We start from the raw sequence: 14,579 nt of genomic DNA, 5'->3' as shown, positions 1-14,579 counted from the left end.
CAGTAGGTCTGAGCCTGAACCGCCAGTGGCTTGAGCCACTGCGGCAGATAGATTGGCGGTGATGCCTTTGGTTGCATAAGTATAGGCAGCCGTGTCGGTGCCAGCGCCACCATCCAAGATATTGTTACCAGCTCCAGCATAAATTAGGTTGTTAAGATCGTTACCTGTTGCATTGGCGGAGCCACTCGATAAGATGCGCAGATTTTCGACATTGGCGCCAAGGGTGTAGGCAGAGAGGTAGCTGTAAACGGTATCGGTGCCGCCAGTGCTGGCTACGGCATTGGTTTCGCTGATGACATCGGCAGCGCTCTCGACGAAGTAAGTATCGTTACCATTACCGCCAATCATCCGGTCCGCACCAGAACTGCCATTTAAGATATTGGCCGCTGAGTTGCCTATCAACGTGTCGCCATATTTGCTGCCAGTGAGATTTTCAAAGTTCTTCAGTAGGTCTGAGCCTGAACCGCCAGTGGCTTGAGCCACTGCGGCAGATAGATTGGCGGTGATACCTTTGGTTGCATAAGTATAGGCAGCCGTGTCGGTGCCAGCGCCACCATCCAAGATATTGTTGCCGGCCCCGGCATAAAACACATTGTTAAGATCGTTACCTGTGGCATTGGCGGAGCCACTCGATAGGAGGCGCAGATTCTCGACATTGGCGCCAAGGGTATAGGCAGATAGGTAGCTGTAAACGGTATCGGTACCGCCAATGCTGGCTACGGCGTTGATTTCGCTGATGACATCACCGATGTCTTCTACGTAATAGATGTCGTTACCATCGCCGCCGCTCATAGCGTCGGCCCCTGCGCCACCATTGAGTGCGTTGGCCCACTGATTGCCAATCAGCGTATCGGCATAAATCGAGCCCAGGGCATTTTCAATTCGCGCGCCGTAAGCAATAGCCAAACCATTGTTGATTGAGCTGATGGAGCCCGATGTTTCGTACTTTAAAAAAGACTGTCCGATAGTGCTGAAGGTGCCTGGGTTCAGGTTGAGCGTAACCGCAGCATTCTGATTGCTGGCATTTAAGGTATCAACGCCGCCTGCGTCCCAGATGGTTTCGAAAACGGGCTTGTTTGCTGCCCATTGGTAGGTGTTGTTCCCAGTTTGCCACTGCATGTTCGCGCCATACATATGCTGTATGGCAGCTATATCCAGCAGCATCGGCGTCGTCGGCTCAAAACTGTAAGCATCGGTATAGCTCATTACGGTATAGCGCACATCCTCGTACTCGATAGGCAGTACATTTGGATTGCCGCTGTCGTTTTCGAACGAATGCTTCAGACCGAGGGCGTGACCGATTTCATGGACGAAGGTGAGATAGTCGTAGGTACCCGGTGTTGGATTGGCAGCAGAGGTCGACGGGCCAATCCAGACATCGCCTGACACCGGAGCGTCGCCCGGCAGATAAGCCCATGCGGCAATGCCAGAGCCCATGTCCGCATAACCCCCGAAGCGAAGGTCGCCTGCGTTGAGGAGCGAATCGGTGGTCAGCGAGAAATCTATATTTGCCACTGTGGCCCACGCGTCAAGCGCCTGGGTTACTGCAGTTTTTTGATTGCTACTCAGCTGGTAGCTGTTGAGATATTCGTCGTCGTACGAATAATTGCTCGCGTAGTACGAACGGCTGGAAAGAAAACTGTAGGAAAGCGTTGCGCCTGAGCCTAGAGGGCCACCCCACTTGATGCCGTACATCAGGCTATCAATAAGAACATCACCTGAAAGGATAATTTCGGTGGAGAGGGTAGATCCGTTGGGCCTTGGCATGGCGATTTTCTATCCGTGGTGGTCTCAGGAACACTCATTTCCTTGTGGTAATGATGTGTCGGTTCGGGCGAAAGCGTCTTCATGCGAACCTATAGCGGGCCGCAATTGTACTTTCTGAATCGCCGAAGGGAAGAGCCGCAGTTGAGTAAACGCTAACTAATATGATGGGCGGTGGAGCGCCGCCATTATTGATGTCCCGCGTAACCGAACAGCAGAAACAAAAAAGCCGCGCAATGCGCGGCTTTCAAGTTGGTGGGCCCAGCAGGACTCGAACCTGCGACCAAGGGATTATGAGTCCCCTGCTCTAACCAACTGAGCTATAGGCCCGAAGGCGCAGGATTATACCGGCGCCTTTCTGCCAGTGCCAAGGGAAGTACGTGGGGCGAGGAAGTTATTGGCGAAAGCGTCGGCGGGCAGCGGGCGGCTGATGACGAAGCCCTGGATCTGCTCGCAACCTTCGGCGGCGAGAAACTGTTCCTGCTCGGTGGTTTCCACGCCTTCAGCGATAACCGTGAGCTTCATGCTGCGACCCAGGGCGATGATGGCGCGGGCGATGGCGGCGTCGTGCGGGTCGTCGGGCAGGCCGCGGACGAATGACTGGTCGATCTTCAGGGTGTCCAGCGGCAGGCGCTTGAGGTAGCTGAGTGAGGAGTAGCCGGTACCGAAGTCGTCTATCGCCAGTTGCACGCCGAGGTCCTTCAGCTTGTGGAGGATGGCCAGTGCTTCTTCGGCCTGGTTCATGATGAAGCCTTCGGTTATTTCCAGCTGCAACAGGCGCGGGCTGAGGCCGCTTGCATTGAGCAGCGCTGCTACGCGATCGACCAGTTGGACCTGGCGCAACTGTGCGCCGGCCAGGTTGACCGAAAGCGGGCCGAACGGCGCGTGGCCGGCTTGCCAGTCGCGCATCTGTCGGCAGGCCTGCTCCAGCACCCAGTCGCCCAGTTGCAGGATCAGCCCGGCTTCTTCGGCGATTGGAATGAAGCGATCCGGCGGGATGTCGCCAAACACGCTATGCGGCCAGCGTATCAGCGCTTCAGCGCCGACCAGTTCGCGGGTCTGCAGGCATAGTTTGGGTTGGTAATACAGGCGCAAGTCGCCGTTCTCCATGGCGCGGCGCAGCTCCTGCTCCATCGCCATGCGCTCGTTGGCCTGGAATGTCAGGGTGCGGGTGTAGAACTCGATGCGGTTACGCCCCTTGGCCTTGGAGTGGTACATGGCCGCGTCGGCGTTTTTGACCAGGGTCGCGACGTCTTGACCATCATCCGGGTAGAGGCTCACGCCGATACTGGCGCTGATGAACAGGTCATGGTCGTCTACCTGGAAAGCGGGTGCGAAACAGTCCAGCAGCTTGCTTGCGACCAGCTGCGCATCCTGTGCGTTGTGCAGACCGGGCAGCAGGATGATGAATTCGTCACCGCCGAGGCGGGCGACGGTGTCGATATCGCGCAGCTGGCTCTTCAGGCGCCCGGCAATGCCGGTGAGCAACTGATCGCCAACCGGATGGCCAAGACTGTCGTTGATGTGCTTGAAGCGATCCAGATCAATGAACAGCACGGCGCCTTGATGGTTATCGGTGCGCGAGTGCTCCAGTGCCGCGCGCAGCCGCGTTTCGAACAACAGACGGTTGGGCAGACCGGTCAACGGGTCGTGGTGGGCCTGGTGGTCGAGGCGCGCCTGGGCGTGTTTCAGTGAGGTGATGTCGGAGAACACACCAACGAAGTGGGTAATCTGGCCGGCCTTGTTGAACACGGCATTGATGGTCAGTAGTTCGGGGTAAGGCTCGCCGTTCTTGCGTCGGTTCCAGATTTCCCCTTGCCAGTGGCCATGCGCTTCGAGCTGATGCCACATGGTGCTGTAGAAGGCGCTGTCGTGTTGGCCGGATGCCAGTAGCTGCGGCGTCGCGCCGAGCGCCTCATCCTCGCTGTAGCCAGTGATTTCGGTAAAGGCGCGGTTGACTGCGACGATGCGTTGCTGGGTGTCGGTGATCATCACGCCTTCGGCGGTGCTCTCGAAGACGGTGGCGGCCTGCTGCAGTTTTACCTGCATGACCTGACGCTCGGTGACATCGCGAGCGATGGTCAGCAGGCAGGGCTCGTCGCCGATCGGAATGAGCTGCGCGGACAGTTCGCACAGGCGAATCTGGCCGTCGCGGGTGCGGATGGAGGCCGTCATGTCGCGCACGCTGCCGTGCAGTTTCACCTGTTCGATCATGCGCGCGCGGTCCTGTGGGTTGGCCCAGATGCCGAGGTCGAGGGTCGAGCGGTTGGCGACTTCGCTGAGGCTGTAGCCGGTGATGCGGCTGAAGCCTTCGTTTCCGTCGAGCAACAGACCATCACTGGCGCGGGTGATCAGCAGGCCGTCGGGTGAAGCATGGAAGGCCTTGGCGAACTTCTCTTCGGAGATCTGCAGCTGCTGTTGGGTTTCCTTCAGCAGACTGATGTCGCGCACTACCACCATCAGCGCCTTGTTGTCGGCGAGCTGGACGGTCTGCGCGGAGATCAGCCCGGTAAAGACGCGCCCGTCGCGGCGGCGGAACGGAATTTCCAGGTTATGCAGGCTTTCGCTCTGCAAGCGCTGCAGCAGCGTCGGCCCAATGCCTGGGACGCCCCAGATGTCGAGCTCGGTCGCGGTCCGGCCGATGGCCTCGGCGACGGGGATGCCGGTTTGCTGCTCAAAGGCATCGTTGACCTCCAGCAGACGCCCTTCCTCCAGGCTGGCGATCACCAGAATGTCGGGGCACTGCTGGAAGACCGAGGCAAACTTCTGCTGCGAAAGACGCAGGGCCTGCTCGGTTTGCTTCGCTTCGCTGATGTCGATCATCAGACCGCTCATCAGCAACTGATCGCCTTGCTTGCTCAGGGTAACAATGTCGCGAATCCAGAGGATGCGGCCGTCGGCGGCAAACATGCGGTAGTCGAGGCTGTGATCGCGGTGGGCGGCGCACTCCTGACGACAGTAGTCCGTCGCGCGTTGCAGGTCGTCCGGGTGCAGGTTTTTTGCCCAGAAGCCAGGTTGTTTCCAGTCGGCCAGGGGGTAGCCAAGCAGCTTTTCCGCATGCTGCGAGACAAAGGTGAAGGTGAAGTCAGAGAGCTGCGCCTCCCAGGCGATTGCCGAAAGGTTCTCGACCAGGCTACGGTAGTGCTGCTCGCTGGTGCGCAGCTCCTGTTCGAGCGCATTGCGGGTGGCAATTTCAGCGCTCAGGCGGCGATTGATGCGTACCACCGCCGCGATGATGGCGGTCAGTACCAGTAACGCCGGCAGGCCGTACAGCAGAATCGTCGGCCAGAGGCTGCGCCGCTCAAGATCGGTACCCACCCACTGCGCTTGCAGCTCGGCGATTTCGGCGCGGCTCATGTCGGCGAAAAGCTTGTCGAGGATGCCGACCAGGATCGGCTGATCGCGGGGTGTCGCCATTGCCGGCTGATAGCGATAAGGCGTGTCGCCGCTGATATACAGGCCTTCGAGCTTGAGCTCGCGCAGGCTCCAGGTGCTGGACGCCAGGTCGCCCACCAGCGCATCCGCCTGACCGGTGGCCAGTGCCTGCAGCGCCGCGCTCACCGAGGGCAGTGGCAGCAGAGTCAGGTCCGGGTGTTGGCTGCGCAGCAGTTCGTGGGGGGCGTAGTCCTCGACCACCGCGACTTTCAGGCCGTACAGCTCATCCATGGTCTGCGGCCGCGGGCCATCGTTCCGCGCGAGGATGACAATTGGGAAGTCCAGGTAGGGCCGGGTGAACGACAGGTAGGCCTGCCGCTCGGGGGTCGCCATCACGCCTGGGAGCAAGTCGATCTCGCCGCGTTTGGCCTGGCGCAGCACATGAGCCCAGCTGCTCGGTTCCACCGGCTCCATGCGGATGCCGAGGCGCTTTTCGATCAGCTTTATATAGTCGGCGGACAGCCCCTGATAGCGCTCCTCCTTATCGCGAAACTCGAACGGCGGCCAGGAGGCGTCCACGCCCAGGCGCAGGACCGGGTGCTCGGCAAGCCAGGCACGCTCCTCGTCGCTCAGGGTCAGGGCTGCTGCCGGTGAAATCCATTGGACCAGGCACAACAACAGGATGGCCGAAAGTCGCCGCATGGCAGTCTCGCGTGGAAGGGTATTTGTCGAGTGTAGACCGCTGGCGGCGCGGCGCCGCAGATAGCAAAACCCCCGGTTTGGGCCGGGGGTTTGCTTTTACTCGTCGAGGAAGGAGCGTAGGTGCTCGCTTCGCGTCGGGTGGCGCAGCTTGCGCAGCGCCTTGGCTTCGATTTGACGAATTCGCTCGCGGGTTACATCGAACTGCTTACCAACCTCCTCAAGGGTGTGGTCGGTATTCATGTCGATGCCGAAGCGCATGCGCAGTACCTTGGCTTCACGCGCGGTGAGGCCGGAGAGTACTTCGCGGGTGGCTTCCTTGAGGCTCTCAACGGTGGCGACATCGATTGGCGACTGCATGGTCGAGTCTTCGATGAAGTCACCCAGATGAGAGTCTTCGTCATCACCGATCGGGGTTTCCATGGAGATCGGCTCTTTGGCGATCTTCAAGACCTTGCGGATCTTGTCCTCGGGCATCTCCATGCGCTCGCCCAGCTCTTCCGGGGTCGGTTCGCGACCCATTTCCTGCAACATCTGCCGGGAAATGCGGTTGAGCTTGTTGATCGTCTCGATCATGTGCACCGGAATACGGATGGTGCGCGCCTGGTCGGCAATCGAGCGAGTGATCGCCTGACGAATCCACCAGGTGGCATAGGTCGAGAACTTGTAACCACGGCGATATTCGAACTTGTCCACCGCCTTCATCAGGCCGATGTTGCCTTCCTGGATCAGGTCGAGGAACTGCAGGCCGCGGTTGGTGTACTTCTTGGCAATCGAGATCACCAGACGCAGGTTCGCTTCAACCATCTCTTTCTTCGCGCGACGAGCCTTGGCCTCGCCGATCGACATGCGACGGTTGATGTCCTTGATTTCAGCGAGGGTCAGCTGGCTTTCTGTTTCTAGAGCAGACAGCTTTTGCTGGCAGCGCTGGATGTCGCCCTGCAGGTTGCCAATGGCTTCGGCGTACTTGGCTTTGCCCTTGGCCAGGCCTGCGGCCCAGGCTTCGTCGGTTTCGTGGCCTGGGAAGAGGCGCAGGAAGTCGGCGCGTGGCATGCGTGCATCACGCACACAGAGCTGCATGATGGCGCGCTCTTGGGCGCGCAGACGATCCAGGGCGCCGCGAACGCGAATCCCGAGCGCATCGTACTGCTTGGGCACCAGCTTGATCGGCATGAACAGCTCGGCGAGGGCTTTGAGCTCGGCAATACCTTGCTTGCTGCCACGTCCGTGCTTTTTCAGGGCCTTGTTGGCTTTTTCCAGCTGATCAGCGATTGCCGTGAAGCGGCGCAGGGCTTCTTCCGGATCCGGACCGCCGTCGCCTTCTTCTTCCTCTTCGTCGCTGCTGTCGTCTTCGCTATCGTCGTCCGTGGCCTCTGCGTCGCCATCTTTGGCGGGCACAGGGGCTGCGGCTTCGGCGGGTACGATGCCGTCATCTGGGTCAATGTAACCGCTCAGTACTTCAACCAGACGGCCACCTTCGGTGGTCACGCGGTTGTATTCGCTGAGAATGCTGTCGACGGTGCCCGGGAAGTGGGCAATCGCCCCCATGACTTCGCGTATGCCTTCCTCTATGCGTTTGGCGATTTCGATCTCGCCTTCGCGGGTAAGCAATTCCACGGTACCCATTTCACGCATGTACATGCGCACTGGGTCGGTGGTGCGACCGATATCGGTTTCAACGGCAGCGAGTGCAGCAGCGGCTTCTTCAGCAGCTGCTTCGTCGGTGTCGGCCTCGGCCAACAACAGGGCGTCCGCATCCGGAGCACTCTCGAATACGTTGATCCCCATGTCGTTGATCATGCGGATGATGTCTTCCACCTGTTCCGGATCGGAAATATCCTCCGGCAAGTGGTCATTGACCTCCGCGTAAGTCAGGTAACCCTGCTCACGACCACGGCTGATCAATTCTTTCAAACGAGATTGCTGTTGCGCTTTACCGGACATAACACCCTATCCACTGAAGGTCTTGGCGGGCTAAAAATAAGCCGCAGATTATACCCGAGGAAGACCCTTACGCGCCAGTTGGGCTCGGGACTAATGGAGATTCATTTCGGCTGAGCAGGTTGCGCAGCTGATCTTTCTCCTCTGCGCTCAACTCGCTCTGACGGGCTTTGCGCAGCAATTGTTCCAGGCTGCGCTCGCGTTGGCGATCAACAAGACTAGTTATAGTGTCGAAAAACTGTTGTTCAAGGTTATCGGCCGAAATCAGCCATTCCTTTTCTGCCAGGGCCCGAAGTAAGCGGCCTTGCTCGGTGCCATGCCAGCGCGCGATCAGTTGCAGCGAGCGCAGTTTGGGGTTCTTCTGCAGGGCGCCGAGCAAGGCGACCAGCAGTTGGGCGTAGGTGTCGTCTTCTGCCGCGAAGTGGCTGACGTCGGCAACGTTGGCCGCCAGTTCGGGGTGATGCAGTAAGGTGCGTAATGCACTCAGGTGAGGCGACTCGACGTTAACTGCGGTACGCGGTGCGCGGGGTGTGAAATCACCGCGCCCCTGTTTGCGCCACTTGCCGCCTTCCTTCTTCCAGTTGCTTTTGCCTGAGGTGCGCTCAACGCCGATCTGGCTGGGGTTTTCATATTCGTTGCGACTGGGCGCAGCGTCGTAATAAGCGCTGTCGGGGATCGTCAGGTAGTCAGGCTGATCGGCGTGGGCGGTACTTGGCGCGGCTTGCGTGGATCGTCCTGCGGGCGCCAGCTGGCTCAAGGCTTCGCCGCTCAGGCCGGTGATTTCGGTCAGCCGCTGGCGCATCAGCGTGCGCAGGTTGTTGCCTGGAATCTTTTCAATCAATGGCGCGGCCAGCGTTACCAGGTGGGCCTTGCCTTCCAGCGAGCGCGGGTCGGCTTCTTCGCTCAGTTGCTGGAAGAAGTAATCGGCCAGCGGTTGCGCGTGCTGGTTGATGCGGGCGCGAAACGCGTCGGTGCCTTCGCTGCGCACCAGGGTGTCGGGGTCTTCGCCGTCGGGCAGAAACAGAAAACGCGCGCGCCGGCCATCTTGCAGGCTTGGCAAGGTCGCTTCGAGGGCGCGCCAGGCGGCATTGCGGCCCGCAGCGTCGCCGTCGAAGCAGAACAATACGCTGGGCACGACACGAAACAGGCGCTTGAGGTGCTCTTCGCTGGTGGCGGTGCCGAGGGTGGCGACGGCGTTGCGCAGGCCTTGTTGCGCCAGGGCGATCACATCCATGTAGCCTTCAACCACCATGATCTCATCAAGGTCGCGGTTGTGCTTGCGCGCTTCGAACAGTCCGTAAAGTTCCTGGCCTTTATGGAAGACCGGTGTTTCCGGCGAGTTCAGGTACTTGGGCTTCTCGTCGCCCAGCACCCGGCCGCCAAAAGCGATCACGCGGCCGCGGCTGTCACGGATCGGGAACATGATGCGGTCGCGGAAGCGGTCATAGCGCTTGCCGCTCTCGGCGTTTTCGATCAGCAGACCAGCGTCGATCATTGCCTTTTGCTGCAGGCTGTCGCTGGCCAGGTGCTTGAGCAGGTTGTCCCAGCCGGGCGGTGCGAAGCCCATGCCGAAGTCACGAGCAATCTCCCCGGACAGGCCGCGGCCTTTCAGGTAATCAATCGCGGCTTTACGTTGCGGGTGACTTTTCAGTGCCTGCTTGTAGAACTCGGCGGCGGCAGTCAGTAGCGGGTAGAGCGGCGAATCAGTGGGTTGGCGCGGCTTGTTGCTGCGGCCGCCTTCCTCGCGTGGCACGTCCATGCCGGCACGCTTGGCCAGGTCCTCGATCGCCTGGGGGAAATCCAGCTGATCGTGGTCCATGACGAACCCGAGCGCATTGCCGCCAGCGCCGCAGCCGAAACAGTAGTAGAACTGCTTGTCCGGGCTGACACTGAATGATGGGGTTTTTTCTTTATGGAATGGGCAGCAGGCCGTGTAGTTCTTGCCAGACTTTTTCAGCTGGATGCGCGACGCCACCACGTCGACGATGTCGGTGCGGTTGAGCAGATCATCGATAAAAGACTGTGGGATCAGGCCGGCCATAGGCACTCAGAATACTGCCGTGCGAAACGGCTGGACAGGTGCGCATAAACAGAAAAACTCCGACCATTCGCCAGCAAGCGAAGCGGAGTTCAAATGCAATGCCCGGCCGAAGCCGGGCATTCAGGCGTTACGCAGTACGTATTAGTACAGGCGAACGCTGCGGCGCTGTTCGCGCTGCACTTTCTTGGCGTGACGCTTAACAGCAGCAGCTGCCTTGCGCTTACGCTCGGAAGTCGGTTTTTCGTAGAATTCGCGGCTGCGAACTTCAGCCAAAACACCGGCTTTTTCACAGGAGCGCTTGAAACGACGCAGAGCTACGTCGAAGGGTTCGTTCTCTTTAACTTTGACGGCTGGCATCCAGGGCGTACCTTCTTTATTACCGGGGGTGACGTTGCTCCTGGCAGATGGCGCTGGAGAACGTAGGTTTTTAAGGGTTGCGGATGTTACCGCCTAGTCACCAGGAATGCAAAGCCTCTGATCGAAAAGCGCTGGTCGGGTCGTCGCGGCCGCTATTATCATGCGCGCCTTCGAAGTTGCACCTCTCTACTACAAGGCACTGCCCATGCTGGTTCTGGGATTGGAAACCTCCTGCGACGAGACCGGTGTCGCGCTTTATGACAGTGAGCGTGGCTTGCTGGCCGACGCACTGTTCAGTCAGATCGATCTGCACCGTATCTATGGCGGCGTGGTGCCCGAGCTGGCCTCCCGCGATCACGTCAAACGCATGCTCCCGCTGATTCGCCAGGTGCTGGGGGAGGCCAATTGCATCGCTGGCGATATTGACGCCATCGCCTATACCGCAGGTCCCGGTCTGGTGGGTGCGCTGTTGGTCGGCGCGTCCTGCGCCCAGGCGCTGGCCTTCGCCTGGAATGTGCCCGCGCTGGGAGTGCACCACATGGAGGGCCACTTGCTGGCACCGATGCTGGAGCAGCAACCACCGAAGTTTCCGTTCGTCGCCTTGCTGGTTTCCGGCGGCCATACCCAGTTGGTGCGGGTCGATGGCATCGGCCAATACCAGTTGCTAGGCGAATCTCTCGACGATGCTGCGGGCGAAGCGTTCGATAAAACCGCCAAGCTGATGGGCCTGCAGTACCCAGGCGGGCCGGAGATCGCACGATTGGCGGAGCGGGGTGTAGCGGGGCGCTTCAAGTTCCCGCGGCCGATGACCGACCGTCCAGGGCTTGAGTTCAGCTTCAGCGGCTTGAAGACCTTCACCCTGAACACCTGGCAGCAGTGTCAGGCCGCGGGTGACGATTCCGAGCAGACCCGCTGCGATATCGCCCAAGCGTTCCAGCAGGCGGTGGTCGACACGCTGACCATCAAATGCCGACGCGCGCTCAAGCAGACCGGCCTGAACAACCTGGTTATCGCGGGCGGGGTAAGTGCCAACAAGGCTTTGCGTGCATCACTGGAAAAGATGTTGAGCGAGCTAAACGGCCAGGTGTTCTACGCTCGCCCCGAATTCTGTACCGATAACGGCGCGATGATCGCCTACGCCGGATGCCAGCGTCTGTTGGCTGGCCAGCACGAGGAACTAAACATCAAGGTGCAGGCGCGCTGGCCGATGGAGCAACTGCCAGCGCTGTAAGCGTGCAAGTGTTGGATGAGCCGGGTTCAGCTTGCTGATTCAGAAATGCCGCTCACGGCCGGCGAAAAGGTCGCGTAAATTGCTGCGATGGCGCCAGACGATCAAGCCGGTCAGTACGCACATGGGCAGTAATGCGGCCGGTTGCTGCCAGGCCAGTAGCGGCAGGGTCAGGGGGGTGGCGATCAACGCCGCGAGCGAGCTGGTGCGGGTCAGCGCGAATGTCAGCAGCCAGGCGCAGATAGCGAGCAGCGCGGCAGGTGGATAGAGACCCAGCAGCATGCCGGCCGCCGTGGCGACACCTTTACCGCCCTGGAAGCGAAAATACAGCGGATATAAATGGCCAACCACCGCTGCCAGACCGAGCCAGGCCTGTTGTTGCACGCTAAAGCCGAGTGCTGCAGCGAGCAGTACCGGCAGCAAACCTTTGAACAGATCGCCGATCAGCGTGAAAATGGCCAGGCGTTTACCGGCGACCCGCAGCATGTTGGTGGCGCCGGGGTTGCCCGAGCCGCTGGCACGAGGATCCGGCCCGCCGTTCAGACGGCTGAGCAGAATGGCAAAGGACAATGAGCCAAGCAGGTAGGCGAGGATCGCCAACAGCCAAAACATGGTATCCATTCCGGGCGAGGAAGCCCTGATTCTAACTAGGTGCGACCTCCTTGTCGTGCCGCGGAGAGCGTGCTTGGACACAGTCTTTATCGAAGGTCTAGAGGTCGATACGGTGATCGGCGCCTACGACTGGGAGCGTACCATTCGTCAATGCCTGCGCCTGGACCTTTGCCTGGGGTGGGATAACCGGCCCGCTGCCGCCGACGACGATCTGAGCAAGGCGCTCGACTATGCGCGCGTGTCGGCGCGCATTCAGGATTTTTCCCGCGAGTCGGAATTCATTCTGGTGGAAACCTTTGCCGAGCGCCTCGCGGAACTGTTGATGAGTGAATTTCAGATCCCCTGGGTTCGGCTCAAGCTGACCAAGCCAGGTGCGGTGCCAGCGGCCAGTGGCGGCGTCGGCGTGGAGATCGAGCGCGGATGTCGCTAACACCCGTTTTGCTTGGGCTGGGTAGCAATATCGAGCGCGAAGCCCACCTGCGCAATGGCCTCGACGCGCTGTCGGCCATTCTTGGCGATATGCGCTGCTCGCCGGTATTCGAAAGTCAGGCCGTCGGCATCAAGAGCGGGCCTTTCTTCAATCTAGTGGTGTCGGGCTTCAGCGAACTGCCGCTGGGCGAGCTGGACCGTCGCCTGAAATTCATCGAGGCGGATAACGGCCGCTATGCACCCGACCGCAAGGGCTTGCCGCTGGATATCGATGTGCTGTTGTACGGCGATCTGGTCGGCAACTTCGACGGGTTGATTCTGCCGCGAACAGAAATTCTCAAGAACGCCTTTGTGCTCTGGCCGTTGGCGCTGTTGGTTCCCGAAAGCCTGCATCCCGGCGAGCAGCGCAGCTTTAGCGACCTTTGGCAGAACGCACGGATCGACCAGCAGCTATGGCCGGTGGCCTTTCAGTGGCGCCAGGATGAGCTGACACCGGCCGCGCTCATTCAAGCCTTTGCGCAGACGTAGGGCGCGCATGCTGGAGGCTTGCCCGCCATTGAGCAACTAGCGGTGGACCAGGCTTTGCCATGCCCCTTCTGCATCCTTATCGTCTTTTGTTCAGCTCGTAGGATGCGCCGCGCAGATTTTTGGTGCGCACGGCGCACCCTACCTTTGCGGCCTCTACGCAATGGCTACATCTCCAGCGTCTTTTTATAGGCCTTGAGCGCTTTCAGGCGTTCCAGCTTCAGCGCCTCGCCCAGTTGTGAGCCTTTAAACCCTTGCTCCAATAACGGCTGTACCGCCACGGCGCGAGCCGCCTGCATGGCGCCGCGCAGGTAATCGGCTTGCGGGTAGTCGCGCTGTTCGAGGCCGAGTCGACCACGCGCGTCCATCTCGCAGGCGGCAATGAACTCTTCGAAGCGCTGTGGGCGGCGATACACATCGAAATGCTGCAACAGCTCCAGCAAGGTCGAGGCCTTCAGCTCCAGCGCCCGGTGGCCATGGGTATGGTATTCACCGACCAGCAGCGCCAGTTCCTGACAGTCCTTCGGTGCCTTGCTGCGTTCATTGATGGCGCGAATCAGCCTGAGACCGCGCTGCTCGTGAGCGATATGCCGGGGCCAGTCCGCCTCTGCCGTCAGGCCCTTACCGACATCATGCAGCAGGCACGCCCAGCGCACGGTCAGCGGCTGGTGATGTTCGGCGCACTGGCGCAGCACGCTCAGCACATGAACGCCGGTGTCTATCTCGGGGTGATGGGCTGCCGGCTGCGGTACGCCAAATAGGGCGTCTATCTCAGGCAGAAGAACTTTCAAGGCGCCGCAGTCGCGCAGCACCTGAATGAACACGTCAGGGCGCGGCTCCAGCAGTGCGCGGGAAATTTCCTTCCAGCTGCGCTCCGGCGTGAGCGCATCGAGCTCGCCGGACTCGCTGAGCTGCCTCATCAGCGCCAAGGTTTCAGGCGCGACCGTGAAGCCGAGGGGCGCATAACGAGCGGCGAAGCGGGCAACTCGCAATACCCGCAGGGGGTCTTCGGCGAATGCGGGAGATACATGGCGCAAGAGCCGTGCGGCGAGGTCGCGCTGGCCGCCATGGGGGTCGATGACCGTGCCGTGATCGTCCTCGGCCATGGCGTTGATGGTCAGGTCACGGCGGATCAGGTCATCTTCGAGGCTCACGTCAGGGCTGGCGTAGAACGTGAATCCGCCATAACCCCGCCCGCTTTTTCGTTCGGTGCGGGCCAGTGCGTATTCTTCGCCGGTATGTGGATGGAGGAACACCGGGAAGTCAGCGCCTACGGGACGATAGCCGAGTTCACGCATCTGCTCGGCGGTTGCGCCGACCACCACCCAGTCGATCTCGCTGATCGGCCGCTCCAACAAGCGATCCCGCACAGCGCCGCCCACTCTGTAAACCTGCATACCTGATTCCTCCGTTGCCGCAGAGCATAACGGCGACGGGGGCGAGCGGCCATGGTTAAGAGTTTTGAAGGTTGGCGAGGCTTCGCCATAACGGCGGCGTCATTTCCGCTACGCGCGGGTTTATAGGGTGAGTTGGCGACGCCCGTAAGGCGGAAAATCCTAGATATGTCCGCCTTACGGGGCCGCACACTTATAACAATGAGAGGTCTGC

Annotated in this window: 10 protein-coding genes and 1 tRNA gene; 3 read left to right on the top strand and 8 right to left on the bottom strand. The window is 60.3% G+C overall.

The window, feature by feature from the left end; all coding sequences use genetic code 11:
- The 6 genes from ACX0MV_RS20090 to rpsU form a co-directional block, all read right to left on the bottom strand.
- Nucleotides 1–1,767 (bottom strand): M10 family metallopeptidase (locus ACX0MV_RS20090; RefSeq protein WP_458984275.1); only part of this gene is annotated, 1,767 nt, incomplete at its 3' end.
- A 250-nt stretch (nt 1,768–2,017) separates the two neighbouring features.
- A tRNA-Ile gene (locus tag ACX0MV_RS20085) sits at nt 2,018–2,094 on the bottom strand.
- Nucleotides 2,095–2,106: 12 nt separating this feature from the next.
- Complete coding sequence (locus ACX0MV_RS20080) at nt 2,107–5,841, bottom strand: EAL domain-containing protein (protein ID WP_458984274.1); 3,735 nt, start codon at nt 5,839–5,841, stop codon at nt 2,107–2,109.
- 96 nt (nt 5,842–5,937) lie between these two features.
- Nucleotides 5,938–7,782, bottom strand: coding sequence for an RNA polymerase sigma factor RpoD (rpoD, locus tag ACX0MV_RS20075; RefSeq protein ID WP_458984273.1), 1,845 nt, complete (start codon nt 7,780–7,782; stop codon nt 5,938–5,940).
- A gap of 67 nt (nt 7,783–7,849) precedes the next feature.
- The gene (gene dnaG / locus ACX0MV_RS20070; RefSeq protein ID WP_458984272.1) at nt 7,850–9,820 is read right to left on the bottom strand and encodes a DNA primase; all 1,971 of its coding nucleotides are present in this window, start codon (nt 9,818–9,820) and stop codon (nt 7,850–7,852) included.
- 141 nt (nt 9,821–9,961) lie between these two features.
- Nucleotides 9,962–10,177, bottom strand: coding sequence for a 30S ribosomal protein S21 (gene rpsU, locus ACX0MV_RS20065; protein WP_003296736.1), 216 nt, complete (start codon nt 10,175–10,177; stop codon nt 9,962–9,964).
- Nucleotides 10,178–10,382: 205 nt separating this feature from the next.
- Here rpsU and tsaD point away from each other — a divergent pair, with 205 nt between their 5' ends.
- Complete coding sequence (gene tsaD / locus ACX0MV_RS20060) at nt 10,383–11,408, top strand: tRNA (adenosine(37)-N6)-threonylcarbamoyltransferase complex transferase subunit TsaD (protein ID WP_458984276.1); 1,026 nt, start codon at nt 10,383–10,385, stop codon at nt 11,406–11,408.
- A gap of 39 nt (nt 11,409–11,447) precedes the next feature.
- Here the strand turns inward: tsaD and plsY are convergent, their stop codons facing one another.
- The gene (gene plsY / locus ACX0MV_RS20055; RefSeq protein ID WP_458984271.1) at nt 11,448–12,017 is read right to left on the bottom strand and encodes a glycerol-3-phosphate 1-O-acyltransferase PlsY; all 570 of its coding nucleotides are present in this window, start codon (nt 12,015–12,017) and stop codon (nt 11,448–11,450) included.
- 73 nt (nt 12,018–12,090) lie between these two features.
- On the opposite strand from plsY, the gene folB reads away from it, so the two are divergent.
- Both folB and folK read left to right on the top strand, forming a co-directional pair.
- Complete coding sequence (gene folB / locus ACX0MV_RS20050) at nt 12,091–12,447, top strand: dihydroneopterin aldolase (protein WP_458984270.1); 357 nt, start codon at nt 12,091–12,093, stop codon at nt 12,445–12,447.
- Nucleotides 12,438–12,974, top strand: coding sequence for a 2-amino-4-hydroxy-6-hydroxymethyldihydropteridine diphosphokinase (gene folK / locus ACX0MV_RS20045; RefSeq protein WP_458984269.1), 537 nt, complete (start codon nt 12,438–12,440; stop codon nt 12,972–12,974). Before folB ends, folK begins: the two co-directional genes overlap by 10 nt.
- 164 nt (nt 12,975–13,138) lie before the next feature.
- Here folK and ACX0MV_RS20040 read toward each other — a convergent pair whose 3' ends face one another.
- The gene (locus ACX0MV_RS20040; protein WP_458984268.1) at nt 13,139–14,368 is read right to left on the bottom strand and encodes a multifunctional CCA addition/repair protein; all 1,230 of its coding nucleotides are present in this window, start codon (nt 14,366–14,368) and stop codon (nt 13,139–13,141) included.
- Between the last annotated feature and the right edge of the window lie 211 nt (nt 14,369–14,579).

The organism is Pseudomonas cistanchae (assembly GCF_054483635.1).
This window is presented reverse-complemented; position numbering and strand designations above follow the sequence as displayed.